General features: G+C 72.7%; 25 protein-coding genes and 1 pseudogene. 14 read left to right on the forward strand and 12 right to left on the reverse strand.

Going from position 1 to position 26,999, the window contains the following annotated elements; genetic code table 11:
• Positions 1 to 116 precede the first annotated feature (116 nt).
• Complete coding sequence (locus FHX40_RS07970; RefSeq protein WP_142259017.1) at positions 117 to 671, reverse strand: ATP-binding protein; 555 nt, start codon at positions 669 to 671, stop codon at positions 117 to 119.
• A 146-nt stretch (positions 672 to 817) separates the two neighbouring features.
• Here FHX40_RS07970 and FHX40_RS26235 point away from each other — a divergent pair.
• From FHX40_RS26235 to FHX40_RS08015, 10 genes and pseudogenes are all read left to right on the forward strand, one after another.
• Positions 818 to 988: pseudogene (locus FHX40_RS26235) on the forward strand (helix-turn-helix domain-containing protein); the annotation flags it as partial.
• An 81-nt stretch (positions 989 to 1,069) separates the two neighbouring features.
• Complete coding sequence (locus FHX40_RS07975) at positions 1,070 to 2,071, forward strand: hypothetical protein (RefSeq protein WP_229788709.1); 1,002 nt, start codon at positions 1,070 to 1,072, stop codon at positions 2,069 to 2,071.
• A 411-nt stretch (positions 2,072 to 2,482) separates the two neighbouring features.
• Complete coding sequence (locus FHX40_RS07980; RefSeq protein WP_142259019.1) at positions 2,483 to 3,802, forward strand: helix-turn-helix domain-containing protein; 1,320 nt, start codon at positions 2,483 to 2,485, stop codon at positions 3,800 to 3,802.
• A gap of 293 nt (positions 3,803 to 4,095) precedes the next feature.
• Entirely contained in the window at positions 4,096 to 4,971 is an 876-nt protein-coding gene (locus FHX40_RS07985) for an FAD binding domain-containing protein (protein ID WP_142259020.1), read from the forward strand.
• 1 nt (position 4,972) lies between these two features.
• The gene (locus FHX40_RS07990; protein WP_142259021.1) at positions 4,973 to 5,488 is read left to right on the forward strand and encodes a (2Fe-2S)-binding protein; all 516 of its coding nucleotides are present in this window, start codon (positions 4,973 to 4,975) and stop codon (positions 5,486 to 5,488) included.
• Positions 5,485 to 7,875, forward strand: coding sequence for an aerobic carbon-monoxide dehydrogenase large subunit (locus tag FHX40_RS07995; RefSeq protein ID WP_142259022.1), 2,391 nt, complete (start codon positions 5,485 to 5,487; stop codon positions 7,873 to 7,875). The genes FHX40_RS07990 and FHX40_RS07995 overlap by 4 nt, the downstream gene beginning before the upstream one ends.
• 18 nt (positions 7,876 to 7,893) lie before the next feature.
• Entirely contained in the window at positions 7,894 to 8,955 is a 1,062-nt protein-coding gene (locus tag FHX40_RS08000) for an XdhC family protein (protein ID WP_229788712.1), read from the forward strand.
• Between the two features lie 69 nt (positions 8,956 to 9,024).
• The gene (locus FHX40_RS08005; protein WP_229788714.1) at positions 9,025 to 9,912 is read left to right on the forward strand and encodes an AAA family ATPase; all 888 of its coding nucleotides are present in this window, start codon (positions 9,025 to 9,027) and stop codon (positions 9,910 to 9,912) included.
• A 157-nt stretch (positions 9,913 to 10,069) separates the two neighbouring features.
• The gene (locus tag FHX40_RS08010; protein WP_142259024.1) at positions 10,070 to 10,888 is read left to right on the forward strand and encodes an SRPBCC family protein; all 819 of its coding nucleotides are present in this window, start codon (positions 10,070 to 10,072) and stop codon (positions 10,886 to 10,888) included.
• Between the two features lie 61 nt (positions 10,889 to 10,949).
• On the forward strand, positions 10,950 to 12,131 hold the full coding sequence (locus tag FHX40_RS08015; RefSeq protein ID WP_211350200.1) for a vWA domain-containing protein: 1,182 nt from the start codon (positions 10,950 to 10,952) through the stop codon (positions 12,129 to 12,131).
• 7 nt (positions 12,132 to 12,138) lie between these two features.
• On the opposite strand, the gene FHX40_RS08020 is transcribed toward FHX40_RS08015, so the two are convergent.
• The 8 genes from FHX40_RS08020 to FHX40_RS08055 all read right to left on the reverse strand — a co-directional run bounded on the left by FHX40_RS08020 (position 12,139) and on the right by FHX40_RS08055 (position 20,143).
• Positions 12,139 to 13,104, reverse strand: a complete 966-nt coding sequence (locus FHX40_RS08020; protein ID WP_142259025.1) for a LysR family transcriptional regulator — start codon at positions 13,102 to 13,104, stop codon at positions 12,139 to 12,141.
• A gap of 214 nt (positions 13,105 to 13,318) precedes the next feature.
• Positions 13,319 to 14,725, reverse strand: a complete 1,407-nt coding sequence (ligM, locus tag FHX40_RS08025; protein ID WP_142259026.1) for a vanillate/3-O-methylgallate O-demethylase — start codon at positions 14,723 to 14,725, stop codon at positions 13,319 to 13,321.
• Between the two features lie 272 nt (positions 14,726 to 14,997).
• Positions 14,998 to 15,870, reverse strand: coding sequence for a class III extradiol dioxygenase subunit beta (locus FHX40_RS08030; RefSeq protein ID WP_142259027.1), 873 nt, complete (start codon positions 15,868 to 15,870; stop codon positions 14,998 to 15,000).
• Positions 15,863 to 16,207 carry a protocatechuate 3,4-dioxygenase gene (locus FHX40_RS08035; protein WP_142259028.1) on the reverse strand — a complete coding sequence of 115 codons (345 nt, stop codon included), beginning with the start codon at positions 16,205 to 16,207 and terminating at the stop codon, positions 15,863 to 15,865. The genes FHX40_RS08030 and FHX40_RS08035 overlap by 8 nt, the downstream gene beginning before the upstream one ends.
• A 12-nt stretch (positions 16,208 to 16,219) precedes the next feature.
• Positions 16,220 to 17,095, reverse strand: a complete 876-nt coding sequence (locus FHX40_RS08040; protein WP_142259029.1) for a bifunctional 5,10-methylenetetrahydrofolate dehydrogenase/5,10-methenyltetrahydrofolate cyclohydrolase — start codon at positions 17,093 to 17,095, stop codon at positions 16,220 to 16,222.
• A 13-nt stretch (positions 17,096 to 17,108) separates the two neighbouring features.
• Positions 17,109 to 17,978: a formyltetrahydrofolate deformylase gene (purU, locus tag FHX40_RS08045; RefSeq protein ID WP_142259030.1), complete on the reverse strand. Its 870-nt coding sequence runs from the start codon at positions 17,976 to 17,978 to the stop codon at positions 17,109 to 17,111.
• Positions 17,978 to 18,859, reverse strand: coding sequence for a methylenetetrahydrofolate reductase (locus FHX40_RS08050; protein WP_142259031.1), 882 nt, complete (start codon positions 18,857 to 18,859; stop codon positions 17,978 to 17,980). Before FHX40_RS08050 ends, purU begins: the two co-directional genes overlap by 1 nt.
• A 1,098-nt stretch (positions 18,860 to 19,957) precedes the next feature.
• Positions 19,958 to 20,143, reverse strand: coding sequence for a PspC domain-containing protein (locus FHX40_RS08055; RefSeq protein WP_142259032.1), 186 nt, complete (start codon positions 20,141 to 20,143; stop codon positions 19,958 to 19,960).
• A gap of 331 nt (positions 20,144 to 20,474) precedes the next feature.
• On the opposite strand from FHX40_RS08055, the gene FHX40_RS08060 reads away from it, so the two are divergent.
• The 3 genes from FHX40_RS08060 to FHX40_RS08070 are packed head-to-tail and all read left to right on the forward strand — an operon-like array spanning position 20,475 to position 23,913.
• Positions 20,475 to 21,302 carry a carotenoid biosynthesis protein gene (locus FHX40_RS08060; RefSeq protein WP_229788715.1) on the forward strand — a complete coding sequence of 276 codons (828 nt, stop codon included), beginning with the start codon at positions 20,475 to 20,477 and terminating at the stop codon, positions 21,300 to 21,302.
• Positions 21,290 to 22,756 carry a phytoene desaturase family protein gene (locus FHX40_RS08065; RefSeq protein ID WP_170198762.1) on the forward strand — a complete coding sequence of 489 codons (1,467 nt, stop codon included), beginning with the start codon at positions 21,290 to 21,292 and terminating at the stop codon, positions 22,754 to 22,756. The genes FHX40_RS08060 and FHX40_RS08065 overlap by 13 nt, the downstream gene beginning before the upstream one ends.
• Positions 22,753 to 23,913 carry a glycosyltransferase family 2 protein gene (locus FHX40_RS08070; RefSeq protein ID WP_142259034.1) on the forward strand — a complete coding sequence of 387 codons (1,161 nt, stop codon included), beginning with the start codon at positions 22,753 to 22,755 and terminating at the stop codon, positions 23,911 to 23,913. Before FHX40_RS08065 ends, FHX40_RS08070 begins: the two co-directional genes overlap by 4 nt.
• On the opposite strand, the gene FHX40_RS08075 is transcribed toward FHX40_RS08070, so the two are convergent.
• A complete protein-coding gene (locus tag FHX40_RS08075; RefSeq protein ID WP_142259035.1) occupies positions 23,831 to 24,451 on the reverse strand; it encodes a glycerol-3-phosphate acyltransferase in 621 nt (206 codons plus the stop codon). The genes FHX40_RS08070 and FHX40_RS08075 overlap by 83 nt on opposite strands.
• On the opposite strand from FHX40_RS08075, the gene FHX40_RS08080 reads away from it, so the two are divergent.
• On the forward strand, positions 24,426 to 25,142 hold the full coding sequence (locus FHX40_RS08080) for a spheroidene monooxygenase (RefSeq protein WP_229788716.1): 717 nt from the start codon (positions 24,426 to 24,428) through the stop codon (positions 25,140 to 25,142). The genes FHX40_RS08075 and FHX40_RS08080 overlap by 26 nt on opposite strands.
• 17 nt (positions 25,143 to 25,159) lie before the next feature.
• On the opposite strand, the gene FHX40_RS08085 is transcribed toward FHX40_RS08080, so the two are convergent.
• Entirely contained in the window at positions 25,160 to 26,098 is a 939-nt protein-coding gene (locus FHX40_RS08085; RefSeq protein ID WP_229788719.1) for a phosphate acyltransferase, read from the reverse strand.
• The gene (locus FHX40_RS08090) at positions 26,095 to 26,994 is read right to left on the reverse strand and encodes a phytoene/squalene synthase family protein (protein ID WP_211350201.1); all 900 of its coding nucleotides are present in this window, start codon (positions 26,992 to 26,994) and stop codon (positions 26,095 to 26,097) included. The genes FHX40_RS08085 and FHX40_RS08090 overlap by 4 nt, the downstream gene beginning before the upstream one ends.
• Positions 26,995 to 26,999 lie beyond the last annotated feature (5 nt).

The following is a 26,999-nucleotide window of genomic DNA, read 5'->3' on the forward strand; positions in this document are numbered from 1 at the left end:
CTGGACCGGTTCACCGATGGGGCCGATCATGGCATGGCGCGGTGACACTTTTCAGGCGCTCGCGGAGATGTAGGCAGACGCCCGGAATGCCGACCGAGCGCCGGTTCTTCCCAGCCTCAGCGCGACAAAGGAACAGGTGACGCACCTTCCAGGGAAAGGTGTAGTTCAAACCATGTTGTCCGATTGATTCCTGTTTCGTGCCAGCCCCACGTGGCGGCGATGCTCTCCACGAGGAGGAGTCCGCGGCCTCGTTCGTCGTCAAGATTGCCGTCGTGGCGTGGGCGGGGCTCGCTGTTCGATGATCCGGCGTCGGTGACGGCCACGCGCAGGATTCCGTGGACGGGCTCGCGGAGGGTCAGCGTGATGGTCCCGTCCGGGTGGCGGGCCGAGTCGGAGTACCGGACCGAGTTGGTGACCAGCTCGCTCACGAGCAGTTCGGCGTCGTCGCGGATTCGCTGGTCATACGAGGCAAGGGTCTCGTGGACGAAACGGCGGGCCTGCGCCACCGAGCGTTCCTGAGCGCGCAGCCTGACGCGGCCGAGGAGTCTCGACGTCGCTCCGCGGCCATCGCTGAGGTGTGACCGCCGGTTCGCGTCCCCCGGCTCGGGGGTGCACGTGCTCTCCGGGCCGGGTGCGTTCACCGCAGGCGGTGTCATGTCCGGCTGCGTCATGAAGCGGATCCCCTCCTCTCACCGCGCGGCTAAAGCGATTGCAAAGCGCGTTCAACTGATTACGATCAGCAGCATTCGTGGTCGGTCTGGGGCCGACCGGGGGATCGCCTCGGCGGGCAACCCGGCAACCTGGGGAGGCAACGATGATGTTCGGCCGGCGTCTGCGGTGGTGGCGGCAGCGGCGGGGAATGTCGCTGGCCGCGCTGGCGGAACGGTGTTACGTCTCCAAGGGTTACCTCAGCCGGGTCGAACGGGATTTGCGGCGTCCTGGGCGAAGAGTCGTCGAGCTTTTCGATGCTGTGCTGGGAGCGGACGGGGAACTTATTTCAACGTGGGCACGGGAAACAGCCGGGCCTACGCCGGAAACGACCGGGGGAGGTGACACCACGAAACGGCGGTTGTTCATCAAAGGTGCCGCGGTCGCCGCAGGGCTGGGGCTCAGCCGTGACCAGGCGCGGGTCAGCACACCTGACGATCACGTGGCCCGGCTGCGGGACGCGCTGATTCCCGATGCGATTCCCCGGGCATGGGCGAAGGCGGAGGCCGCCAGGTCGTTGAGCGCGAGTGCTCGGGCGATCGCCCTCGCCCGTCGTGACTTCGCCGCCGCACGATACGGGCCTGTTGCGGAAAGACTGGTTCCGTTGATCACCGCCGCTCGGGAGGCGTCGGGGCCGGTGAACCTCACGCTCGCCGCGCAGGTCTACCACCTGGCCGCACGGACACTGATCAAACTGGGGGCGGTGCCGTACGCGTGGACCGCGGCGCACTTGGGCGAGAGGGCCGCCGACGCCTCCGGTGACGCGGCTGCGATACTCCAGGCGCGCAGGGATCTGGCGAGCCTGTTGCACCGGGCCGGTGACCACGGCAAGGCCCGTGATCTGGCGACGGCGACCGCGGCCGCCATGCGCCCGCACCTGGCTTCGGCGCGTCCCGGCGCGTGGGCCGCGTACGCGTCTCTGCTGTCGACGGGAGCGATCGCGGCGGCGCGGGTGAACGACAGGGACGGCGCCGACGCCATGCTGGCCGAAGCCGGGGAGGCGGCACGTCGTGCGCCCGCCATGCTCTGCGGGCCGGGGCACGTTGCCACTTACCGGATCGGAGTGTCGATCCTGCTCGGCGACGCCGGGACCGCGATCCGCCATGCCGACGCCATCGCTCCCGCCCGGATCCCCACGCTCGAACGCCGTGCCGGTTTCTACCTCGGCGTGGCGGAGGCGTACACGATGTGGGGCAAGACGGACGAGGCCGTACGCGCCCTGCTCATCGCCGAGCAGATCGCGCCGGCGGAACTTCGCAGGCCCGGACCTCGACGAACCATCACCGACCTGCTGGCGCGCGACCCGCACAGCCGCCTCTCCGGCCTCCGCGCCCTCGCTCGGCGCGCCGCGGTCCCTGTCTGACCCGCCGATATCCGCGGGGCCGCGTGGAGACGACGTCAGGAGGTGGTTGCCATGCCGGGGAGCAAATCTTCGCCAGGGCTGAAGAGGTGAATTCCAGGTTCGTCAGGGATCGGGGTGCCTGCTCCGATGGACCGGCGGCACGGCAGCTTCGGGCTTCCACCCGGGGCTTCCTGCGTCCTGCAGGCGAATGAATCATGTGTGGATCGCCTGGCGGGCGTGGCGACTTGTCCGTTCCCGAGGCCGACGGCGTCGCGGCGTGGCCGTATCGCCGAACGCGTCAGGCGAATGACGTGTCGTATTCCCGCCCGGTCCCGGCGGGCATTTTAACGACGACATTGGCTGCATCGGCTGCTGTTCGGGGATGTCACGAAGGCCGCCTCGAACAGAGGGCAGGGGGACCGGGAGGACAGGGTGACGTTCGGTCGGCGGCTGCGGTGGTGGCGGCAGCGGCGAGGGATGTCCCTGGCGATTCTGGCGAAGCGGTGTTATGTCGCCAAGGGTTATCTCAGCCGGGTCGAGCGGGATTTGCGTCGTCCGCAGCGAAGGGTCGCCGAGCTCCTCGACGCCGCGTTGGGCGCAGACGGAGAACTGATTGCCGCATGGGTCGGTGAGGACACAACGGGCGCGGCTCCGGCGGACGCAAGTGATGGCGCCCCGAAAAGGCGTTTGTCCGGTGATGCGGCTGTCTTCGGGTCCGTTCGAGGGCCGTGGTTCGACCACGGCGACGACACCGGGCCGGTGGGCGTCGTTTCCCTCGACGACGAGGAGCGTCTGTCGTACGTGCTCCGGGCACCTCACACCCTGGACCTCACGGTCGTCGACCTGCTCGCGACCGTGCTGGCGGCCCAACGCCGGATCGAGGATCGGGTCGGTGCGGCGCCGCTGATCGAGTCGGTCCGAGCGCAGCTTTCGGTCATCGAAAGGCTCGTCATCGCCGCGAGAGGACCGGTGCGCGAACGCATGCTCGACGTGGGCGGGCAGTGGGCACAGTTCGCGGGATGGCTGCACGCCAGCGCAGGCCGTCCGCAGGAGGCCGGCCGCTACTACGAACGGGCGCTCCAGTGGGGTGGTGAGGCGGACAATCGCCACCTCATCGCCACCGCGCTCAGCATGAAGGGCCATCTCGCATGGCTGTCCCGCATGCCGGGCCCGCTGATCGGGCTGTCCCGGGCGGCACAGCGGGATCCGGCGGTGAGTCCCGGGGTGCGTGCGCTGGCCGCACAGCAGGAGGCGCGGGGTCTCGCCCTCACCGGCGAGGCGGACCTGATGAGGCGCAAGCTGGACGAGGCCGCGGAACTCGCCGCGCTGGCCGCAGGGCATCCCGACGAGGAACCGCCCTGGGTGTACTTCTTCACCCCCGGATATCTGACCCTGCAGCGAGGACTCGCCTACCGCTGTCTCGGCCGTCACCGGGAGGCGATCGAGTTGCTCCGCGGCGGCCTGGACGCGCTCGACCCGGACACGCGACACACCGAATGGACAGCGGGCTATGTGCTGCAGCTCGCGGTGGCCCACCACGCGCTCGGCGAGACCGACCACGCGTGCTCGTCGGCACTGCAGGCCGTGCGGATCGCGGAGCGGACCGCGTCCGTACGGCTTCGCGCGCAGCTCCTTGACCTGCATGCCCGCCTCGAGCGCGATCAGCCGCGTCATCCGGCGGTCAGGGAGCTGGGTGATCGGCTGCGTTCCCTTGCACACGCGGGTCAGGGGCGGCAGACGACCTTTTCGTGAGCACGAATACGGCGGTACACCGGGTTTTTCGCCGTGTCGTGGGCTGGCGGGGCCCGGTCATCCTGAAGCTCTCCCGCCCTGTCATATCGAACGTGGCAACGGACTCAGGAGAGGAATTCGGCGCAGGCCCGCCTCCTCCGGCCACGCCGTACACGTTGCGTGTGGAATTTCAGGGGAATCGTGGCGGGAGTGTCGTGTGGTGCCGCTCGATTAAGGGATTGCTTAGGTCGGCGTTGACAGTCATCGGAATCGGAACTGCACTTAGCCCCTACACGTCGTGAAGGGGTGTGTTCATGCAGGTACCGGCGCCGGTGGAATATGAGCGGGCCACGAGCGTCGAGCACGCCATCGAGCTGCTGGAACGGCTTGGCGGGTCCGCGCGTATCCTCGCGGGCGGGCACAGCCTGCTGCCGATGATGAAGCTCCGGCTGGCCAGCCCCGAGTACCTCATCGACATCAACGAATTGCACGGCGAGCTCGGCTATATCCGGGTGGAGCCGGAGCTCGTGCGGATCGGGGCGATGACCCGGCACCGCGAGCTGCTCGAGTCGGACGAGCTCGCCGCGGTGTTCCCCATCTTCCGGGACGCCGAGAAGGTGATCGCCGATCCCATTGTGCGGAACCGCGGCACGATCGGCGGGTCGCTGTGCCAGGCCGACCCGTCGGAGGACCTGTCGGCGGTGTGCACGACCGTGGGCGCGGAGTGCGTGATCCGCGGCGGTGCGGGGGAGCGGGTCGTGCCGATGGAGGAGTTCCACCGCGGGCCGTACGAGACCGCGGTCGGCGAGGCCGAGATGCTCGTCGAGGTCCGCATCCCGGTACGGCCCGGCGGATCCAGTGCCTACGAGAAGGTGGAGCGCCGCGCCGGGGACTGGGCGATCGCGTCGGCGGGCGCGGCGGTGTGGCTGGAGGACGGCGTGATCGCGGACGCCCGGGTGGGGCTCGCCGCGGTCGGGCCGAACACGACCGGCATCCCGGCGGTGACCGAGGCGCTGCGCGGCCGGGTGCCGTCGGAGGAGCTGTACGCGCGGGCCGGCGAGATCGCGGCGGAGAACTGCAGCCCGGTCACCGACCAGCGCGGCAGCGCCGAGTACAAGCGCCACCTCGTCGCCGAGCTCACCAAGCGGGCCCTGCGCCGCGCCGTCGCCCGCGTCACCGGAGGGAACTGACATGCAGGTTTCCATGATCGTCAACGGCGAGCAGGTGTCCGGCGAGATCGAGCCGCGGCTGCTGCTCGTGCACTTCCTGCGCGACCACCTCGGCCTGACCGGCACCCACTGGGGCTGCGACACGAGCAACTGCGGCGCCTGCGTGGTGTGGCTCGACGGCGAGCCGGTCAAGTCGTGCACGGTGCTCGCGGCCACCGCGAGCGGCCACGAGGTCCGCACCGTGGAGGGCCTGGAGCGGGAGGACGGCGAGCTCGACCCGGTGCAGCGCGGGTTCACCGAGTGCCACGGCCTGCAGTGCGGGTTCTGCACGCCCGGCATGCTGATGACCGCCCGCTGGCTGCTCGACCGCAACCCGGACCCCACCGACGCGGAGATCCGCGAGGCGATCTCCGGCCAGATCTGCCGGTGCACCGGCTACGCCACGATCGTCCGCTCGATCAAGTGGGCCGCCGCCTACGAGGCGGCGCGGCGCGAGGCCGCCACGGCCGACGCGAGCAGCAACGGGAGCGCCTCATGACCGCCGTCGACTTCCGTCCCCCCGGGTTCGAGAACAACGACCAGAAGCCCATCGGCTACGGCCGCATGCTCCGCAAGGAGGACGCCCGGTTCATCCGCGGCAAGGGCCGGTACGTCGACGACGTACGGCTGCCCGGCATGCTGCACCTGGCGATCCTCCGCTCCCCGCTGGCCCACGCCCGCATCGTGCGCATCGACACGAGCGCGGCCGAGGCCCACCCGAAGGTGAAGGCAGTGGTCACCGGCGCGATGCTCGCCGAGCGCGGCCTGGCCTGGATGCCGACGCTCGCCGGCGACGTGCAGGCCGTACTCGCCACCGACAAGGTGCGGTTCCAGGGCCAGGAGGTCGCGTTCGTGGTCGCCGAGGACCGGTACGCGGCCCGGGACGCGCTCGAGCTCATCGACGTCGAATACGAGCCGCTCGACCCGGTGATCGACGTGCGCAGGGCCCTCGCCCCGGACGCCCCGGTGATCCGCACCGACCTGGAGGGCAAGACCGACAACCACATCTTCGACTGGGAGACCGGCGACGCCGAGGAGACCGAGCGGGCCTTCGCCTCCGCCGACGTCGTGGTGAGCCAGGACATCGTCTACCCACGGGTGCACCCGGCCCCGCTGGAGACCTGCGGCGCGGTCGCCGACTACGACCGGGTCAGCGGCAAGCTCACCCTCTGGTCGACCACGCAGGCCCCGCACGCGCACCGCACCCTGTACGCGCTCGTCGCTGGCCTGCCCGAGCACAAGATCCGGGTGATCGCCCCGGACATCGGCGGCGGGTTCGGCGGCAAGGTGCCGATCTACCCCGGGTACGTGTGCGCGATCGTCGGCTCGATGCTCACCGGCAGGCCGGTCAAGTGGGTGGAGGACCGCTCCGAGAACCTGATCAGCACCGGCTTTGCCCGCGACTACATCATGCGCGGCGAGATCGCCGCCACGAGGGACGGGAAGATCCTCGCCATCCGCACCCACGTGCTCGCCGACCACGGCGCGTTCAACGCCCAGGCGGCCCCGTCGAAGTACCCGGCCGGGTTCTTCGGCGTGTTCACCGGCAGCTACGACCTGCAGGCCGCGTACGCCAAGGTGACCGCCGTCTACACGAACAAGGCCCCCGGCGGCGTGGCGTACGCCTGCTCGTTCCGCATCACCGAGGCCGTCTACCTGGTCGAGCGCATCGTCGACCGCCTCGCCGACGAGCTCGGCATGGACCCGGTCGAGCTGCGGCTGAAGAACCTGCTCAAGCCCGAGCAGTTTCCCTACAAGACGAAGACCGGCTGGGTGTACGACTCGGGGAACTACGAGCCGACGCTGCGCAAGGCGATGGAGATCGCCGGCTACCACGAGCTGCGCAAGGAGCAGGCCGAACGGCGGGCCCGCGGCGAGCTCATGGGCATCGGCGTGTCGTTCTTCACCGAGGCGGTCGGCGCCGGGCCGCGCAAGCACATGGACATCCTCGGCCTCGGCATGAACGACGGCTGCGAGCTGCGCGTGCACCCCACCGGCAAGGCCGTGCTCAGGCTCTCGGTGCAGACCCAGGGCCAGGGCCACGAGACCACGTTCGCGCAGATCGTCGCCGAGGAGCTCGGCATCCCGCCGGACGACATCGAGGTGGTGCACGGCGACACCGACCAGACGCCGTTCGGGCTCGGCACGTACGGCAGCCGCTCCACGCCGGTGTCCGGCGCGGCGGCCGCGCTCGTGGCGCGCAGGATCCGGGACAAGGCGAAGATCATCGCCTCGGGCATGCTCGAGGTGTCGGTCGCCGACCTGGAGTGGCGCAAGGGCGCCTTCCACGTCAAGGGCGACCCGACCCGCGCGGTCACCATCCAGGACATCGCGATGCGGGCGCACGGCGCGGGCGACCTGCCCGAGGGCCTGGAGGGCGGCCTCGACGCGCAGATCTGCTACAACCCGGAGAACCTCACCTATCCCCACGGGGCGTACATCTGCGTCGTCGACATCGACCCCGGCACCGCGAAGGTGAAGGTGCGGCGGTTCGTCGCGGTGGACGACTGCGGCACCCGGATCAACCCGATGATCATCGAGGGCCAGGTGCACGGCGGCCTCGCCGACGGCGTGGGCATGGCGCTCATGGAGATGATCGCGTTCGACGAGGACGGCAACTGCCTCGGCGCCTCGTTCATGGACTACCTGCTGCCCACCGCGCTCGAGGTGCCGGACTGGGAGACCGGCTACACGGTCACCCCGTCGCCGCACCACCCGATCGGCGCCAAGGGCATCGGCGAGTCGGCGACCGTGGGCTCCCCGCCGGCGATCGTCAACGCCGTGGTGGACGCGCTCAAGCCGTTCGGGATCCGGCACGTCGACATGCCGCTCACCCCCTCGCGGGTGTGGGAGGCGATGCAGGGCCGGCCGCAGCCGCCGATCTGAGGACGGGGGAGTGCGACGGTGGGATCGAGGACATCCCTTGCCGAGCGGATGCGGGAGCTGGCCGAGCACCGCGTGCCGTTCGTGCACGCGGTGGTGGTCCGCGCCCAGGTGCCCACGTCCGTGCAGGCCGGGGACGACGCGATCGTGCTGCCCGACGGCTCGATCGAGGGCTTCGTCGGCGGCCGGTGCGCCGAGCAGTCGGTCCGTACGGCGGCGCTCGGCACGCTGCGGGACGGGCGCAGCCTGCTGCTGCGGGTGCTGCCGGAGGGGGAGCCGGAGTTCCCCGAGTCCCCGGGCGCCCGGGTCGTGGTGAACCCGTGCCTGTCCGGCGGCGCGCTGGAGATCTTCCTCCGGCCGCTGCTGCCGCCGCCGGTGGTGTGGGTGGTCGGCGACGGCCCGATCGCGAAGGCGCTCGCCGAGCTCGCCGGGCCGCTCGACTTCGCGGTCCGGGCCGCCGCCGACCCCAAGGGCCCGGCCGGCGCGACCGCGGTCGTGGTGGCGAGCCACGGCCGGGACGAGCCGCGGGCGATCCGCGCCGCGCTCGACGCCGGGGTCGGCTACATCGGGCTGGTGGCGAGCCGCCGCCGCGGCGCCGCCGTACTCGAGGAGATGGGGCTCATCGAGGAGGAACGCCGCCGGATCCGCACCCCGGCCGGCCTCGACATCGGCGCGCGGACCGCCCCGGAGATCGCGCTGTCCATCCTCGCCGAGATCGTCGCCGAGATCCGCACCAAGGGCCTCGCCCCCGCCCCGGACCCCGAGGCCGAGACGCCGTCCGCGCCGGTGGCCGGGGCGGCGGAGCGGGAGGCGGTGGACCCGGCCTGCGGGATGACGGTGACGGCACGGCCCGGCACGCCGCACCTGAAGGTCGGCGGCGAGGACGTGTGGTTCTGCTGTGCGGGCTGCCGGGACCGCTACGCCGCCGGGCACGCGGAACCGCCGACGCAGGCGGTTGATCCGATTTGTGGTATGACGGTGAGCATCATGCCTGATACGCCGCATCTGGTGGTGGATGGTAAGGATGTGTGGTTCTGCGGTCCGGGTTGCCGCGACCGGTACGCGGAGCGGGCCGGGCGGTAGCGGCGTGGCCGCCACCGGACGCCGACGCGGCGCGGGTGCGGCATGGTGAGCCACCGGGAGGAAGCCGCGGTGGCGCCGGTGTTCGCGGACCCCGACGAGGTACGGCGGCGGCTCGACGAGGTCGGCTACCTGGTCGACGAGGGCATGGCCGCCGCCCTGTTCTTCGCGCTCGCCCTCGGACAGCCGCTGCTGCTCGAGGGCGAGCCCGGGGTCGGCAAGACCACGGCGGCCAAGGCGCTCGCCCGCGCCCTCGACACCCCGCTGATCCGGCTCCAGTGCTACGAGGGCCTCACCGCGAGCGAGGCCCTGTACGAGTGGAACCACCAGCGGCAGCTGCTCGCCATCCGGCTCGCCGAGGCCCGGCACGACCACCTCTCCGACGCCGACCTGTTCACCGCCGAGTTCCTGCTGGAGCGGCCGATCCTGCGCGCCGTACGGCACCGCGGGCCGCGGCCGCCCGTGCTGCTCATCGACGAGATCGACCGGGCCGACGACGAGTTCGAGGCCCTGTTGTTCGAGTTCCTCGGCGAGGCGTCGGTCACCATCCCCGAACTCGGCACCTTCACCGCCGAACGCCCCCCGATCGTGGTGCTCACCTCCAACCGGAGCCGGGACCTCCACGACGCCCTGCGGCGGCGGTGTCTCTACCATTGGATCGACTTTCCCTCGCCCGAGCGGGCCGCGGAGATCCTGCGCCGCTCGGTACCCGCGGCGAACGAGCCGCTGATCAGATCGGCCACCGAGTTCATCGGCCGGATACGGCGGTTCGACCTCGACAAGGCCCCCGGCATGGCCGAGACCATCGACTGGGTCGCGGCGCTGTCCGCGGTCGGGGCGACCGAGCTGGTCCGCGAGGACGTCGTCCGCACGCTGAGCGCGATCGCCAAGACGCCCGACGACCGCGAAACGATCCTCGCCGCGCTCGACGAGCCGACGACCTCACGAGGGAACCCATGACCCGGGCTGAGCCGCCTGCGGGGTGCCCGCCGCGGCGCCTGCGCACGACGAGAGGGACGGACCGGGTCCCCCACACCGCCCTGTGCCCGCCGCGCCACCGCGCGGCGGCCCGCACCCCCGGGGCGGTGTCCCGAGCACAAACCCCTGGAGAAGCACCATGAAGATTGACCACGAGTTCACCGTGAGCGTCCCCGTCGACCGCGCCTGGGCGGTGCTCACCGACCTGGAGGCGATCGCACCCTGCATGCCCGGCGCGCAGCTCACCGGGGTGGACGGCGACGTCTACTCCGGCAAGGTGAAGATCAAGGTCGGCCCGGTCGTGTCGCAGTACGCCGGAAACGTCAAGTTCCTGGAGAAGGACGACGCCAACCACCGCGCCGTCATCGACGCCCGGGGCCGCGACTCGCGGGGCGGCGGCAACGCCTCGGCCGTCGTGACCGCACAGCTCCACCCGGACGGCGACCGCACCCGGGTCACCGTGGAGACCGACCTCAAGATCACCGGCCGCATCGCCCAGTTCGGCAGCGGCATGATCAAGGAGGTGTCGAACAAGCTCCTCGGCCAGTTCGTGTCCAACCTGGAGAGCCGCCTCCTCGCCGACGGCGGCGCCGCGGCCGACGCGAAGGAGACCGAGGCCACGGAGGCGGCCACCGCCACGGAGACGGCGAAGGAGGCCGCCGAGGAGACCCCGAAGGAGGCCGCGTCCGCCGAGGCGAAGGAGAAGGCGGCGGAACCGGCGGCCGCGCAGGCCGGGGCCACGGCCTCCGCCGCGGAGGGCGCCGCGGCGAAGCCGGCCGGTGCGGCGGCCGCCTCGGCCACCGGGACCGCCACCGCCCGCTCCGTCGCCCCCGCCGAGGAGGCCGAGCCGCTCGACGTGCTCAGCCTCGCCGGGAACTCCATCTACAAGCGGCTCATCCCGCTCGCCATCGCGCTCGTCGTCATCATCGCGATCATCGTCGTCCTCGTTGTCACCTGACCGGAACCACACCACTGGCGGACCGCCCGCCGGCGACGTGGCGGGCGGGTCCGTCCCGCCGGTGGCGGCGCCCGTGGACCGGGCCGCGCTCGCCGTCGCGTTCGCCGACCGGCTGCGGCGGCACGGCGTGACCGTGGGCCTCAGCGCGATCGAGGCGTTCACCCGCGCGCTCGCCGCCTGCCCGTACCTCACCCGGTCGCGCCTGTACTGGGCGGCCCGGCTCACCCTGGTACGGCACCGCGGCGAGATCGAGATCTTCGACGCGGTGTTCAACGCCGTGTTCGGCGACGCGACGATCGGCGCCGACCCGCACGCCCGCCGCCGGCAGCGCCCGCTGCCGCCGCCCGCCGCCGGGACCTACGTCTCCGTCCCCGGCCCGGCGGGCGCCCGGCAGGACGGCGGCGGCCTGCCCTGGGCCACCCTGCCCCGGGTGGCCGAGGCCGCCGAGCCGGCCGACGTGCCGCTCGCCGTACCCGAGCCGCTGCCCAGCGCGATCGCCGCGCTCGCCGACACCCCGTTCGAGGAGCTCGACGAGCGCCGCCTCGACCGGCTCGGCGACTGGCTGCGCGAGGCGATCGCCGACTGGCCCACCCGCCGCGGCCGCCGCCACGCCACCGGCCCCCACGGCCGCCGCATCGCCCTGCGCGCCACGGTCGAGCGGGCCCGCCGTACCGGATGGGAGCCGGTACGGCTCGTGCACGAGCGGCCGGTGCGCCGCCCGCGGCGGCTGGTGATGCTCTGCGACGTGAGCGAGTCGATGCGCGCCCAGGTCACCGCCTACCTGCACCTGATGCGCGCCCTGGCGATGACCGCCGAGGCCGAGGCGTTCGCGTTCGCCACCACCCTCACCCGGCTCACCCCGGTGCTGCGGCACCGTTCCCCGCGCATCGCGATCGACCGCGCCACCGAGAAGGTCGCCGACCGCTTCGGCGGCACCCGCATCGCCACCAACATCGCCGCCCTCCTCGCCTCCCACCACGGCAACCTGCTCCGCGGCGCCGTGGTCCTCATCGGCTCCGACGGCTGGGACACCGACCCACCGGAGGCGATGACCGCCGCCATGTCCCGCCTCCGCCGCCGCGCCCACCGCGTCATCTGGATGAACCCCCGCGCCGCCGCCCCCGGCTACCGGCCCCTGGTCGGCGGCATGGCCGCGGCCCTGCCGTACTGCGACGCCCTGCTCCCCGCCCACACCTTCCGCGCCCTGCGCGAGGTGATCGAGACGGTGGCGAGCGTGCGCTAGCGCGCGGTCAGAACGACGAGCTCCACAGGGTCACGTGTACGGCGGGGCGGAAGCGGCCGGGGCCGACGCCGGGGCCGCGGAGCATCGCCTGGGTGGCGCGCGGGGTGGTGACGAAGCGGACAAGTTCCTCGGCGGCGGGCGGAGGGCACTGGGTGGCGAGGGTGAGGGTGGACCAGACGCCTTCGCAGCGGAGCTGGGGGACGGAGAGGCGGACGAGGCTGCCGGTGGCGAGGTCCTTTGCCACGGCGAAGGTGACGGCCGGGGCGATGCCGTTGCCGCGTTTGACCTCTTCGAGGGCGGCGGCGTGGCTCTGGAAGATCTGCTGTCGGCTCTCGGGGACGCCGATGCGCTGGAGGAGGGCGGGGATCACGCCGACGGTGGTGGCCGCCGAGGGGCCGAGCAGCCAGGTCTGCTCGCGTAACCGGCTCGGGCTCGCCTCCACGCGGGCGAGCGGATGGTCCGGCCCGGCGACGATGGCGACCTGGTAGTTGAGGAACGGCCTGCGGACGAGCGAGTCGTCGAGGCCGGGCATCCGCGGGCCGATCGCCACGTCGAGCGTGCGGGAGCGCAGCAGGTCGGCGAAGCGGCGGGGGTCGTGCACGCTCAGCTCCACCTCGAGGTCGGCGGCGCGGCTCGCGAACAGCTCGATCAGGCCGGGGGCGGCGTACTCGGCGAACACGCTGGAGGCGCCGACGCGCAGCAGGCGGCGGCCCTTCGCCGCCTGGCTCACCTCGATCTTCGTGCGCTCCTGCAGGGAGAGCATCTCGTCGGCGCGGCCGGCGAGCCGCAGCCCGCCGGGGGTGAACGCGAGCCCGGAGGCGGTCCGGGTGAACAGCGGATCGCCGAGCTGCCTGCGCAGCTGCGCGATGTGGAGGGAGACCGCGGCCTCCGACACCCCGAGCTCCGCCGCGGCCCGCTTCACCGAGCCGAGCCGTACCACGGCGGCGTAGGCGCGAAGCTGGGTGGGGGTCATGCTCTGGAACCTACTCCAGCCGCCCCCGCCTGGATAGTGATCTTGACCGCCCAATTCCCGCGGCCGGCGAGCGCACGAGGCGGCACGGCCGCACGGCCGTACGCGCGCACACGGGCCCGGACACGGGCAAGGCCCGAGGCGGGCGGCGAGGTGCCGCCGCGCCCCGGGCCGTCGCCGTCTCAGGGGAGCGATGCGATGGGCTGTGCAGCCGGGATCAGAAGCCGGTGCTGCGCCAGCCGGGCTGGTACTGCTCGCGCACGACCTTGGCGTACGGGGCCGGGCTGACGATGGCGCGGACCTCGATCTGCTCGTGCGGCTGGACGGTGAGCTTCTTGGTGCCGCCGTCCGGCTCGCCCCAGACGACCTTGACCTCGGCGCCGATCGGCACGTCGGGGTCGACGGTGGCCAGCGACAGACCGCAGCGCTCGTTCGCGCTGTAGCCGGTGAACAGGGAGAGGCCGACGACCTTGCCGTTGGCGTCGATCACCTTGTCGTAGTTCGACGAGCCGTAGTTGGCGTTCGGCACGTCGAAGAACTGGTAGCCCGGGCCCTCGGGGTCGGCGAGGGAGGCGAGGATCTTGCCCAGGTCCTCGGCGTTCCAGGCGAGGGTGACCTTACGCCGGAACCGGTCCTTGTTCTCCGCCATCTCGCGGAGCGCGTCGGCGCCGACGAAGTCGTGGTCGAACTTGATGAAGTTGCCGTAGCCGAGCTCCCACGGGTTGAGGTAGTAGTCCTCGATGTTGTCGGAGACGAAGCTACCGGCGAGGGCGTTGGTGGCCTCGTAGCCGTCGACCGGCAGCCACTCGCGGTACTCGCGCAGGCCCGGCGAGGTGTAGACGGCCGGGAGCGGCGACGGGATCCAGCCGGACTCGAGGGTGTTGCTGGAGTAGGCGCGAGAACCACACGGCTCCAGGCCGAACTCGCGGCCGGCCTCGAGGATGGCCTCGCGGACCTTCTCGTAGGTCTCGTACGGGCCCCAGATCTCCAGACCGGGCATACCGGCCATGCCGTGCCGCAGGGTGCGGACCCGCTCGCCGGCGATGTTCATCCAGCTCATGCGGAAGAACTTGAGCTGCTCGAGCTTGCCGCCGTGCAGCTTCTCCAGGATCGCCCAGGCGTTCGGGCCCTGGATCTGGAAGCGCCACAGCTCACGCTTGACGGCCTTGCCGTACGGGCGCATCGGGGAACGCTGGTCGAGCCGGATGTCGACGTTGTAGCCCTTGCTGCCCTTCCACAGCAGGTAGTTGGCGACGGGGGCGCGGCCGACGAAGGTGAACTCCTCCTCCGCCTCCCGGAACAGGATTCCGTCTCCGATGACGTATCCCTCGGGGGACACCGGGACGAACTGCTTGGCCATGTTGACCTCGAAGTTCGCCACGCTGTTGATACCGGTGTCGGAGATGAGCTTGAGCGCGTCCGGGCCGGAGATGAAGAGGTTGACCATGTGGTGGGACTGGTCGAACAGCACGGCCGTCTCGCGCCAGGCGATCACCTCACGGCGCCAGTTCGAGAACTCCGCGGGGACGACCGGGTAGATGTAGGCGCCCAGCTGGGAGTTGCGGAGCAGCTCTACGATGTTCCCGGTCTTGTCCAGCAGTTCCTGCAGATTCTTGGCAGTCATCTCTTAACCCGTTCTTGTGTGGACGCCGTCGGCACTTCCGTCGGCTTTAAGCTATTCCTTCACGCTGTGCCGGGCACATGGCGAAGGGTTGGAGTGGTGTGGCCATGACCGGCAATGGCCGGTGCGTCATTTGACGTAACCGCCTGGGCGGTTGTGAGGCGTGACGGGGCACACCTCGGTCGCCGGTCGGGTCGAGGGTGCGCCCCGGGACGGGCGCGCGGCACCGCGCGGGCGGCGATGCGGCGCCGCGCGCCCGTCCCAGGGCGCGGGCGTCAGGCCGCGGCCCGCGCGGTACGGCTCGCGCCGGTGACCTCGAACAGCGCCAGCGCGGCCGCGGTGTTGGACGCGGGCACGTGGTAGGTGTCGTGGATCCGGACGATGTCGTCGCCCAGGGCGCCGCGCATCACCAGCCACATGATGAGCTCGAGCCCCTCGGTGCCGGCCTGCTCCATGTACTCCTCACGGGAGAGGGCGGCGAGCGCCTGCGGGTCGTGCTCGATCTTCTCCAGGAACATGCGGTCGAACCGCTGGTTGATCAGGCCGGCCCGGGCCCCGGCGAGCTGGTGGGACATGCCGCCGGTGCCGAAGACCGCGACCTTGATGTCCTTCGGGTACGACCGGATCGCCCGGCCGAGCGCCTCACCGAGGGCGAGGCACCTGGCCGCGGTGGGCTGCGGGTACTGCAGGACGTTGACGAGCAAGGGCACGACCTTGCACGGCCAGGCGTCGCCCGGCTCGGGGCAGTACACCGAGAGCGGGACGGTGAGGCCGTGGTCGACCTTGAGCCGGTTGAAGGTGGCGATGTCGAAGCCGCCGTCGACGAGCTCGCGAACCAGGTGCTCGCTGAGCTCCGGGTCGCCGATCACCGGCGGCACCGGGCGCGGCCCCCAGCCCTCGTCGGCGATCTCGTACGACTCCGCGGTGCCGATCCCGAAGGTCGGGATCAGGTCGAGGTCGACGGCGTTCGCGTGGTCGTTGTAGACGATCACCGCCACGTCCGGCCGGTGCTCGGCCATCCAGGCCCGGGCGGGCGCGTACCCGTCGAACAGCGGCTTCCAGTACGCGTCCTCGGTCTTGCCGTTGTCCATCGCCGCGCCGATCGCGGGCACGTGCGAGGTGGCCAGTCCCCAGATGACCTCAGCCATAGATACGTCCCCCCGATCGCATGGCCGCGATGAACTCCTCGGTCGACATGCCGGTGAAGACGCCACCGAGGTCCTGCAGCGACTTGCGGTCCACCATGGCGAGCTTCACCGTGTAGAAGATGGACGCGCCGAGCTCCATCATCGCCGTCCAGTCCCGCTCGAGGATCGCGCGCTTCTGCTCGGGCGAGAGCCCGTACTCGTCGCAGTAGGCGGCCTCGTCCGCGAGGAACCGGCGCCGGTTCTCGGGGTCCGTCAACGATCCGCACAGCCGGTTCAGCGCGTAGCCTCGCCGGACCGCGCTCACGTCGAGCACGTAGTTGTCGCGAGCCTTGCTCATCTGTCCTTGTCTTTACTGGTTGCGAGCCGGGATCGCCGAGTTCTGGCGCGCGGTCTCGTGGGCGCGCGCCGCCCTGATCGTTTGTGCGAGCAGGGTGGCGATCGTCATGGGGCCGACCCCACCGGGCACCGGCGTGATGTAGGAGGCGCGCTCGGCGGCGGCCTCGAACTCCACGTCCCCCCTGTTGTCGGCGTAGCCGGCGTCGACGACCACGGCACCGGGCTTGATCCACTCACCGCGGATGAGCTCGGGCCGTCCCGCGGCCGCGACCACCACGTCCGCCCGGGCGACCTGCTCGGCCAGGTCGGCGGTGCGGGAGTGGCAGTACGTGACGGTGGCGTCGCGCGCCAGCAGGAGCATGCCGACCGGCTTGCCGAGGATCGGGCTGCGCCCGACCACCACGGCGTGCTTGCCGGCCAGCGGGATGTCGTACGCGTCGAGCAGCGCCATGATGCCGCCGGGCGTGGCGGAGGCGAATCCGCCCTCGTCGAACGCCATCATCGCGAACGAGGTGCGGGTGACGCCGTCGACGTCCTTCGACGGCGCGATCGCCTCGAAGGCGGCGCGCTCGTCGATGTGGTCGGGCACCGGGTGCTGCAGGAGGATGCCGTCCACCTCCGGGTCCTCCGACAGCTCCCGGATCTGGTTGACCAGGGTCTCGGTGGTGATCGACGCGTCGAGCTCGATGCGGCGCGAGTTCATGCCGACGTCCCGGCACCGGTTCGCCTTCATCCGCACGTAGGTGTGCGAGGCGGGGTCGTCGCCGACCAGGACCGTCGCCAGCACCGGCACGCGGCCGTACTCCTTGATGAACTCGCCGACGTCGTGCTTGACGTCGTCGAGGATGCCGGCCGCGACGGCACGGCCGTCGAGAATCTGTGCTGTCACTGACTCTCCTGCCTCAGAACACGACGGTGGTGTTGCCGTCCCGGATCACCCGGTCGTCGCAGTGCCAGGTCACGGCGCGGGCGAGCACCAGCCGCTCCACGTCCGCGCCCTTGCGCTGCAGGTCCTCGACGGTGTCCCGGTGGGAGACGCGGATGACGTCCTGCTCGATGATCGGGCCCTCGTCGAGGTCCTCGGTCACGTAGTGGGCGGTGGCGCCGACGAGCTTCACGCCGCGCTCCTTCGCCCGCTGGTACGGCCCGGCGCCCATGAAGGCGGGCAGGAACGAGTGGTGGATGTTGATCACCGGGACGCCGACCTCGTCGAGGAACTCGCCGGACAGGATCTGCATGTACCGGGCGAGGATCACCAGGTCGACGTTGCCCTTGAGCAGGTTGAGCTGCTCCTTCTCGGCCTCGGTCTTGTTGTTCTTGTTGACCGGGATGTAGAAGTACGGGATGCCGAACTGCCGGGCGGCGTCCCCGAGGTCGGGGTGGTTCGACACCACCATCGGCACGGTCATCGCGATCTCGTCGCGCTGTACTCGCCACAGCAGGTCGAGCAGGCAGTGGTCGGCCTTCGACACGAAGATCGCGGCGCGCTTGCGGCGCTTCGCCTCGACCAGCCGGAACTCCAGGCCGAGCTCATGGGTGAGCTTCTGGTCGAGCGCGGCCTTGAGCTGGTCGAACCGGGCGCTGAGGCCCTCCAGGTGGAAGACCGTGCGCTGGAAGAAGCGGCCGCCGGAGGGGTCGGTGGAGTACTGGTCGAGCGAGACGATGTTCGCGCCCTGCTCGGTGAGCACTCCCGACACGCTGCTCACGATCCCCGGACGGTCGGCGCCCTGCACGATCAGACGGCCGTAGTCGGTGTTGTGGTGCTCCCTCATTACCGATCGTCCCTCCCGGCGACCGAGGCCAGCAGCTTCTGGCGCCATTTCTCGGTGCCCTCCAATTCGTTGAAGGTGAAGATGTGCAGCCCGCGGATGTTTCCACCGATCTTCGCGGATGCGGAGGCGAGCCGCTTCAACAGCTTGGTGGGGTTGTAGACGCCCGGCAGCAGGAACCTCCACAGCAGATTGCTCTGCTTCTGCAGGAACCGCGCCGACTGGCCGAGCCCGATGCCGGCCGAGATGCGGATCAGCTTCTGCCGGTTCACCGGTCCGGGCATGCCGACGTAGATCGGCAGGTTGACGCCCTCGGAGGCGATGCGCTTGGCCCAGGTGGCGGTGGTGTTGGCGTCGAAGCAGATCTGGGTGAGGATGCGGTCCGCCATCGGCGCCTTCTTCCGCAGCGCCTCGTCGATCGCGTTCTGCGGGATGAGCGCGTGGCCCTCCGGGTATCCGCCGATGCCGATGTTCTCGAACGGGTGGTTCAGCTCCTGCAGCACCCTGAGGAGCTGGTACGACTCGGTGAACTCACCCGCCGGGGTGGGGGCGTCACCGCCGATGCAGAACACCCGCCGGATTCCCGCCTCCTTCAGGCGCGCCACCACGTCCTCGACGTGCTTGGCGTCGACGAACTGCCGGGCGGGCAGGTGCGGGGCGACGGTGTATCCGTGATTGTGGAGACGTTCGGCGAGGTCGAGGGTGGTGTCGATTCCCTTGGCAACGGTGACGGTGACCGTCAGCGGGACGTCCTTCGGCACGTGGGTGAGCACGTCCTGCTCGGTCTTCTTGAACGGCATCACCTCGTAGCCGATGTTGCGCACCAGATCGGCGAGAGTGGAGCCTCGGCGCCCGGAGCCGGAAACCTCCTGCTGTATCGCCATGGGCGTTCGTTCCCCTTCCAGGTAGCGGGCGTCGGCGGACGGCGGCATCGGCGGAACCGCCTGCGCTCAGTGAATCCGAACGCGCGCTCCGTTTCGTCCGGCATCGGAGGTGAGTTGGGCGCGACAAATGACCGAGATGTCCATGTGACTTTGCCGTAGGTGCGTTCCGGCCCTCGGCCGACGTTTGGGGGATTCGACGAGGGAACGCGGGGCCTCCAAGGGTACGGCGGGCACGCGATCGCGCAGGTGACCGGCCATGTCGGGGCCTGCCTGGCCTCGGCTTGACCCAACCGTGGCAGTGGCTCGCCTATTCCCCGCGGGGTCGGGGCGGCCGGGACGGGGGAGTGGCACCGGCGGCGGGGAGGGCCGGAGCGTCGCGTGGGCGTGGTCCTGTGCCGGGCCGTGCGTCGGAAGCCTGGTGGGAGGGCGTGAAGGCACGGGTCGCCCGCCATGGTGCGGGGATGGCGAGGCGTGGACATGGGCTTTGCGGCACCGTGGCACTCTGCCGCGGAGCCGCCGGGCCGATCCGGCGGGCCTGCGGGCGCCTTGGTCGCATCGGATCGTGGCGCCGGGCGATGCTTGCGGAATTGCGCGACGGTGTGTGGGGCCGGGTGGGGTGTGCCGCGCGGAAAAAGGAGTCCGGGGGATGGAGAGGGGTGGGTGCGCGGGTGGGGGGGTGACGTTATGGATGGGGTGGGTGAATTCCGGCGAGATGGATGCGCTCTGCCGAATGCGTGGTGGCGGTTCGCCGTCGAAAACCGTCACGAATCACGCGATTTGCGACCACGCCGTTTCCCCGTCGCCGAGACGGCGGAGTCGTGCCGTGGCGAATCGGACGGGCGATTTGGACTCGCGGGCTCGCCGTGTCGCCACCGATGACGGTGGTATGGGAGCGACGACGCGGATCACCGGCCCGCGACCTGATGCCCATCCGGAGGGTCGCCGCCCATCGGCGAGGGCGTTGAGCTGCTGCTTCCTCTTGTGCCGCCGGCTCGTCGGGCACCTCCGTGCGGTGCCGGTCGCGGCGGTGCCGTCGGGTGGCCGGGCACGGCCGCCCGCTCGCGGCCGCGCATCCGTGATTCCTCCGGTCCGGCCGGATCAGTAGTGCTTCGCCGGGGCCTTGGGAATGAGAATCCACATGATCAGGTAAATGATGATCTGCGGGCCCGGGAGAAGGCAGGAGAGTATGAAGAGCAGCCGGATGAGCGTCACCGGAATCCCGGTCCGCTCCGCGAGGCCGCCGCACACGCCTGCGATGATCTTCTTGTCCCTTGACCGGTACACCGCTTCGCTCCTTTGCCGTCTCGTGCCGTTCGTTTTCACCCTGTCCAACTCCTGGGCGACGCAGGAGGTTCCACCGCGGTCCCGGATACTGCCCTGACCTGCCGAACCGATAAATCAGGGTGAATTCCGGGACGCGGCAGGTTTACCGGCCGGCCACTCGAGCCGCGCACGCCACCGCAGCCCTCCGGCCCCACGCCGTCGCGTGCCCTGCCGGAGCCGCATGGCATGAGGCGGGCGATGCGGGGCAGCTAGGGATCAACCTCGATCCGGGCACCGGCGCGGCAGGCCCGGCAACGGACGCGACCGCAAGGAGGTTCGCCGGGTGCGGGCTGTGGACCACACGCGCGGTACGGCACGGCGGCGGCCGGCCGGCCCCGCCGCCACGGCCGGCGTCGCCGCCCTCGCCGTGATGGTCGTCCTCCAGGTGGCCTCCGGGGTGAGCGCGGACCCGGCACGGTTCGTCACCCCGATCGTCACGGTGCTGGCGGTGAGCGCGGTCTGCTTCGCCGCGGCCGCGCAGGGCCTCCCGCGCGCCCTCGCCGCGTTCGCCGCGGCGGCCCTCACCGGGTACGCGGCCGAGGCGGTCGGCGAGGCGACCGGCGTCCCGTTCGGCGAGTACCGCTACACCGACGCGCTCTGGCCGAAGATCGGCGCGGTTCCGGTCGCGGTGTGCGTCGCCTGGGGCGGCATGGGGATCGCCGCGTACGTCGTCGGCCGCGCGATCGCCCCGTGCTGGGCGGTGCCGCTCGGCGCCGCGGCGCTCACCGCCTGGGACCTCTTCCTCGACCCGCAGATGCTCCGGCTCGGGCTGTGGACCTGGGCCGAGGCCGGGCCGTACCGGGGCGTGCCGCTCACCAACTTCGCGGGCTGGCTGCTCGTGTCGCTGCTCGTCATGGCCGTCATCCGCAGGACCCTCGGCACCCCGGACCGCCTCGCCGGGCCCGTCGCCCTGTACACGGTGATGGCCGCGATGGAGACCATCGCGTTCGCCGCGGTGTTCGAGCCGCGCGACCCCCTCGTGGCGGCCGCCGGCGGGGCGGCGATGGGCGCCTTCGCCGCCGCGGCGTGGTGGCGCATGCGCAGGGTGGAGACGGTACGGCCGGGCCCGGCCACCGGCCGTGCGCGGGCATGGCAGGGGAGGCGGCCGTGGCACGGGTGATCGTGGTCGGCGGGGGAGTGGGCGGCATGGCCGCGGCGCTGCTGCTCGCCCGCGCCGGGCACCGGGTGCGGCTGCTGGAGCGGCTGCCCCGGCTCGGCGGCAAGCTCGCCGAACACCGCCGCGACGGCTTCACCTTCTCGCTCGGCCCGTCGCTGCTCACCATGCCGAGCCTGTTCCGCGGTCTCGGCCTCGAACCGGAGCTCGTCGAGCCTGCCGAGCTGTGCCGCTACCGCTTCGCCGGCGGCGGCACGCTCACCGCCCGCCGTGACCCCGGCCGCATGGCCGCCGAGGTGGACCGGCTCGCCCCCGGCGAGGGCGCGGCCTGGCGGGCGTTCCACGCCTGGGCCGTACGCTGCCTCGACGCCGCCCGCCGCACCCACTTCGCCGGGCCGCCCGGCCGCGCGCCCGACGGCGTCCGCCCCCGCCCCGGCGACCTCGCCGCGATCGCCCCGGGACGCACCCTGCACGGCCTCGCCCGCCGCTTCTTCCGCGACCCCCGGCTCGTGCAGTACGCCGACCGCTACGCCACCTACGCCGGCTCGGACCCCTACCGCGCCCCGGCCGCGCTCGGCTGTATCCCCGCGCTCGAGCACGGCGAGGGCGGCTGGTACGTGCGCGGCGGCCTGCCCCGGCTCGCCGACGGCCTCGCCGCCCTGCTGCACCGGGAGGGCGTCGAGGTCGCCCTCGAGGCCCACGTCGCCGGGATCACCGACGACGGCGGCCGGGTGACCGGGGTACGGCTCGCCTCCGGGGAGCGCCTGCCCGCCGACGTCGTGGTGGCGAACGTCGACGCCGCCCAGCTCTACGGCCGGCTGCTGCCGGACCGGCGGCGGCTGCGCCGCATCGCCCGGCTCGGCCCGTCCTCGTCGGTGCTGCTCCTGCTCGCCGGGGTGACCGGCCGCACCCCCGGTCTCGCCCACCACAACGTGTTCTTCTCCGCCGACTACCGGCGGGAGTTCCGCGACATCTTCGCCGCGGGCCGCCCGCCGCGCGACCCCACCGTGTACATCGGCTGCTCCGCCGTGGACGACCCCACCCAGGCGCCGCCGGGCGCCGAGAACCAGGTGCTGCTCGTCAACGTGCCCGCCCGCGACCCGGTCCGCTGGCCGCAGCGGCCCGAGGCGTACCGGGACATGGTGCTGGAACGGCTCGCCGAACGCGGCCACGACCTGTCCGGGCGGCTGCGCTTCGTCGACCTGTTCACCCCCGCCGACCTGCGCGACCTTTACGGCGCGTGGGGCGGCGCGATCTACGGCCCGGCGGCCAACGGCTTGCTCGCCCCGCTGCTGCGGCCCGGCAACCGCGGGCCGCGACGCGGCCTCTATCTCGTCGGCGGCTCGGCCCACCCCGGCGGCGGCCTGCCGCTCGTGGTGCTCGGCGCCCACATCGTCGCCCGCCTCGTCGCCGAGGACTTCCCCGTCCCGGCGCCGCGCGTGGTGGAGGGCCGCCGATGAGGATCCGGCCGTTCGACCTCGCCCAGGCCGCCGCCGCGGCCGTGGTCGCCGCCCGGCTCGCCCGCGGGCGCCGCCGCCTGCCCCCGCTCGCCGTACCGGACGGGCCCGCCGGAGGGGTCTCGGTGGTGATCCCGGCCCGCGACGAGGAACACCGCATCGGCCCCTGCCTGCGGGCGGTGCTCGCCGACCCCGACGTGGCCGAGGTGGTCGTCGTGGACGACGGCTCCCGGGACGGCACGGCCCGCCTCGCCGCCGCGATGGGCGCGCATGTTGTCCGCGGCGCGCCGCTGCCGGACGGCTGGGTCGGCAAGCAGTGGGCGCTGCGGCAGGGCGTCGCCGCCGCGCGCGGCGGGATCGTCGTCACGCTCGACGCCGACACCCGGCCGCGGCCCGGGCTGTTCGCCGCGCTCGCCGCCGCCCTCGGCGACGGGCGGGACCTGGTCAGCGCCGGGCCGCGGTTCGTCTGCGACGGGCCGGTCGAGCAGGCGCTGCACGGCGCGTTCCTCGCCACGCTCGTCTACCGCTTCGGCCCGATCGGCCCGGCCGTACCGCCGCCTCCGCACCGCACCGTGGTGAACGGCCAGTGCCTCGCGTTCCGGCGCGACCGCATGCTCGCCGACGACGGCTTCGCCCGGGTGCGGGACCGGCTCACCGACGACGTGGCGCTCGCCCGGTGCCTCGCCGCGCGCGGCTGGCGGGTGGCGTTCCTCGACGCGGGCGGGCTGCTCGAGGTGGACATGCACGACTCGGCGGCCGAGCTGTGGCGTGAGTGGGGCCGGTCGCTGCCGCTGCGTGACGTGACCCCGCCGGTACGGCAGGCGGCGGACCTGGCCGTGCTGTGGCTCGCCGCGGCGCTGCCGGTGCTGCGGCTCGCCGTGGGCCGCCCCACCCGGCTCGACGCGGCGCTGCTCGCGGCCCGCTGCCTGCTGAGCGCGGCGCTGCGCGGCAGCTACGCCCGCCCAGGGGCCGGGCTGTGGCTGTCGGCGCTGCTCGACCCGGCCGCCGCGGTCCGGCTCACCACGGCCACGCTCCGCCCGGTGCGCACCTGGCGTGGCCGCGGCTACCCGCCCGCGCTCACCCGGCCCGCTCGCGGCCGGGCCGCCGTCGCCGCGCGGCGAGCGCGGCCTGCGCGAACCGGAGCCCGATCAGGCACATGAGCGCCCCCGTCGCCGCCACCTGCGCCACCGGCGTGAACGGCGCCTGCAGCACCGGAAGGGCGAACACCCCGACCCGGGCGCCGGTGGCGAACGAGCGCGTCACCGCCGTCACCACGGCGAGCGCGAGCAGCGCGAGCAGGAACGCGGGCGGGCAGATCACCGCCATCCCGCCCGCGAAGGCGAGCACCGACCGGCCGCCGCGGAAGCCCGCGAAGGCCGGCCAGGCGTGGCCCACCATCGCCCCGGCCACCGCCGCGTACACCGCGGGCACGCTCGCCCCGGCCGGCACGCCGAGCCCGGCCACGTGCCAGCCGCTCACCGCCAGCCCGGCCAGCCCGGCCACGGTGCCCTTGGCCAGGTCACCGGCGAACACCGGCACCGCCCGCCGCGGGCCGAGCAGCTCCTTCACGTTCCAGAAGCCGGGGTTGCGGTCGCCGGCCTCGCGCGGGTCCACCCCGTGCGCCCGCGCGACCAGCAGCGCCACCGGCACCGAGCCGACCAGGTAGCCACCGATGCCGGACACCAGCACGTCGATCATCGCGTCGTTCCACCTCGTTCGCTACGCGGACCTGCGCGGCATGCGGCAGGCCGCCTTCGACCGCCCGGTCCTGCGGGCCGTCGACGGGCTGCGGTTCTGGCGGCTGCTCGGCACCGGCCGCGGCGCATCGATGACCCTCGGCGCCGACCTGCGCCGCTGGGCCTTGTTCGCGGTGTGGCGGCACCCTGACGACCTGGACGCGTTCCTGCGCCGCTCGCCGATCGCCGCCCGCTGGCGGGACGAGGCCGTCGAGCTGTGGCAGGTACGGCTGGCGCCGCTGTCCTCGCGCGGCCGGTGGGGCGGGGTGGACCCGTTCGCCGGTGCCGTACCGCCCGCCGTGCCGGAGGGCGAGGAGCCCGAGGGGCCGGTCGCCGTGCTCACCCGGGCGACGATCCGGCTCACCCGGCTGGCCGCGTTCTACCGCGCCGTGCCCGAGGTCGACCGGACGCTGCACGCGCAGGAGGGGCGGCTCGCCTCGGTCGGCATCGGCGAGTGGCCGGTCGCCCGGCAGGCCACCTTCTCGCTGTGGCGGGACGGCGCGGCCGCCACCGCGTTCGCCTACCGCACCGCGGCCCACGCCGACGTCATCCGCCGCGTCCGGGCCCGCGACTGGTACGCCGAGGAGCTGTTCGCCCGATTTGTCCCGTTCGGCAGTGAGGGCACCTGGGACGGCCGGGACCCGCTGCGCTGACCCGGCCCGCCGTACGGTCACGGCCGCTGCGGGGCCGCGACGCCCGCGAGGTCGTGCGCCACCACGCAGGCCCGGGCGATCGCCTCGGCGGTGGAGGAGCCGTGCGCGACCACCACGGTGCCGCGCAGCCCGAGCAGCGCGGCCCCGCCGTGGGTGCGCGGATCGTAGCGGGCCCGCACCGGCGCGAGCGCGGACGGCGCGGCGATGCCCGCCGCGGCGACCATGCCGAGCGTGGTGCGCACGCACCCCTCCACGGTCTTGAGCACCACGTTGCCGGTGAACCCGTCGGTGACGATCACGTCCACCGTCCCGGCCGTCACGTCGTACCCCTCGACCAGCCCGGCGAAGCGCAGCGGCGCCGCGGCGAGCAGCGGCGCGGCGTGCCGGACGAGGTGGTCGCCCTTGCCCGGCTCCGACCCGATCGACAGCAGCCCGGCGACCGGCGCGTCGATGCCGAGCACGCGGCGCGCGTAGTCCACGCCGAGCAGCGCGAACCGCCGGAGCATCGCGGGCGTGGGATCGGCGGTCGCCCCGGCGTCGACGAGCACGCTCACCTTGTCCCCGGCCTGGGGGAGGGCGACGGCGAGCGCGGGCCGCTCGACGCCCTCGGCGCAGCCGATGTCGCGGATCGCCAGCGTCACCACCGCGCCGGTGGAGCCCGCCGACACCAGCGCGGCCGCCTCGCCCCGCCGTACCAGGTCGCAGCCGACCGCGATGCTCGAGGCCGGGCTCGCGTGCGGCCCGCGTTCGGTCATCGGCACCACGTCCGGCGCGTGCACCACGGGGATCTCGCCGGCCGCGTCGTGGCCGCGCAGCAGCGGCAGCAGCACCTCCCCGCGCCCGGCGAGCAGCACGGGCACCCCGTGCGCCCGGTGCGCCAGCACGGCCCCCGCGACGGCCTCGGCCGGACCGTGGTCGCCGCCCATGCCGTCGAGGACGACCGGCCGCGTGCTCACCGCACGTCCACCACCGCGCGCAGCTCGGCCCGGCCCGCCTCGGCCGACCGCAGCAGGTGCCGGGCGAACGTGGCGAGCCTGCGCCGCCGCGGCACCCGGGCCCGCCGTTCCAGCACCGCGAACCCGCTGCGCTCGATCTCGGCGAGGATGCCGCCGTACAGCTCCTTCGCGGCCCGGATGCACGGCCGCGACGACGGGATGAGCAGCTCGATCCCGGGCTCGGCGGCCCGGTAGTGCGCGTGCGCCCGCTCCGCCTCGAAGGCGAGCAGCTCGCGTACGGCCCGCCCGGTGGTCGGTTGCCGCAGGTCGTCCTCGGTCACCCCGAACGCGGCCATGTCCTGCAGCGGCAGGTAGATGCGGCCCCGGGCGAGGTCCTCGGCCACGTCCCGCAGGAAGTTGGTGAGCTGGAAGGCGAGCCCGAGCTGCCGGGCCGGTTCGCGGGCCGCCTCCTCCGCGCCCGGCACCGTCTCCAGGATCGGCAGCATCATCGTGCCGATCGCCGCAGCCGAGCCCGCCATGTAGCCGAGCAGGTCCTCGTAGGTGGGGTAGCGGGTGACCGTGAGGTCGGCCCGCATCGCGCCGAGGAACGCGGCGATGTCCCCGTGGTCGATGCCGAACGACCGCACCGTGTGCAGGAACGCGGGCAGCACCGGATCCCGCACCGGCTCCCCGGCGAGCCCGGCCGTCACCTCGGCGGTGAGCGCGTCCAGGGCCCGCGCCCGGTCGGCGAGCTCCCGGTGCCCGTCGACGATCTCGTCGGCGTACCGCGCGAAGCCGTACAGCGCGTGCACGTGGCGGCGTTTCCACGCGGGCAGCAGCCGGGTGGCGAGGTAGTAGGACCGGCCGTACCGGGCGTGCAGCCTCCGGCAGCGCTCGTAGCTGGCCGTCAGCGTCACCGCGG

Source organism: Thermopolyspora flexuosa, from assembly GCF_006716785.1.
GTDB lineage: Bacteria > Actinomycetota > Actinomycetes > Streptosporangiales > Streptosporangiaceae > Thermopolyspora > Thermopolyspora flexuosa.

What these genes read in the sequence shown, in the direction of transcription:
- FHX40_RS07970 (WP_142259017.1), bottom strand. Translation starts at nt 671, where the DNA reads ATGACGCAGCCGGACATGACACCGCCTGCGGTGAACGCACCCGGCCCG.
- FHX40_RS07985 (WP_142259020.1), top strand. Translation starts at nt 4,096, where the DNA reads ATGCAGGTACCGGCGCCGGTGGAATATGAGCGGGCCACGAGCGTCGAG.
- FHX40_RS07990 (WP_142259021.1), top strand. Translation starts at nt 4,973, where the DNA reads ATGCAGGTTTCCATGATCGTCAACGGCGAGCAGGTGTCCGGCGAGATC.
- FHX40_RS07995 (WP_142259022.1), top strand. Translation starts at nt 5,485, where the DNA reads ATGACCGCCGTCGACTTCCGTCCCCCCGGGTTCGAGAACAACGACCAG.
- FHX40_RS08010 (WP_142259024.1), top strand. Translation starts at nt 10,070, where the DNA reads ATGAAGATTGACCACGAGTTCACCGTGAGCGTCCCCGTCGACCGCGCC.
- FHX40_RS08020 (WP_142259025.1), bottom strand. Translation starts at nt 13,104, where the DNA reads ATGACCCCCACCCAGCTTCGCGCCTACGCCGCCGTGGTACGGCTCGGC.
- ligM (WP_142259026.1), bottom strand. Translation starts at nt 14,725, where the DNA reads ATGACTGCCAAGAATCTGCAGGAACTGCTGGACAAGACCGGGAACATC.
- FHX40_RS08030 (WP_142259027.1), bottom strand. Translation starts at nt 15,870, where the DNA reads ATGGCTGAGGTCATCTGGGGACTGGCCACCTCGCACGTGCCCGCGATC.
- FHX40_RS08035 (WP_142259028.1), bottom strand. Translation starts at nt 16,207, where the DNA reads ATGAGCAAGGCTCGCGACAACTACGTGCTCGACGTGAGCGCGGTCCGG.
- purU (WP_142259030.1), bottom strand. Translation starts at nt 17,978, where the DNA reads ATGAGGGAGCACCACAACACCGACTACGGCCGTCTGATCGTGCAGGGC.
- FHX40_RS08050 (WP_142259031.1), bottom strand. Translation starts at nt 18,859, where the DNA reads ATGGCGATACAGCAGGAGGTTTCCGGCTCCGGGCGCCGAGGCTCCACT.
- FHX40_RS08070 (WP_142259034.1), top strand. Translation starts at nt 22,753, where the DNA reads ATGAGGATCCGGCCGTTCGACCTCGCCCAGGCCGCCGCCGCGGCCGTG.
- FHX40_RS08080 (WP_229788716.1), top strand. Translation starts at nt 24,426, where the DNA reads ATGCCGGACACCAGCACGTCGATCATCGCGTCGTTCCACCTCGTTCGC.
- FHX40_RS08075 (WP_142259035.1), bottom strand. Translation starts at nt 24,451, where the DNA reads ATGATCGACGTGCTGGTGTCCGGCATCGGTGGCTACCTGGTCGGCTCG.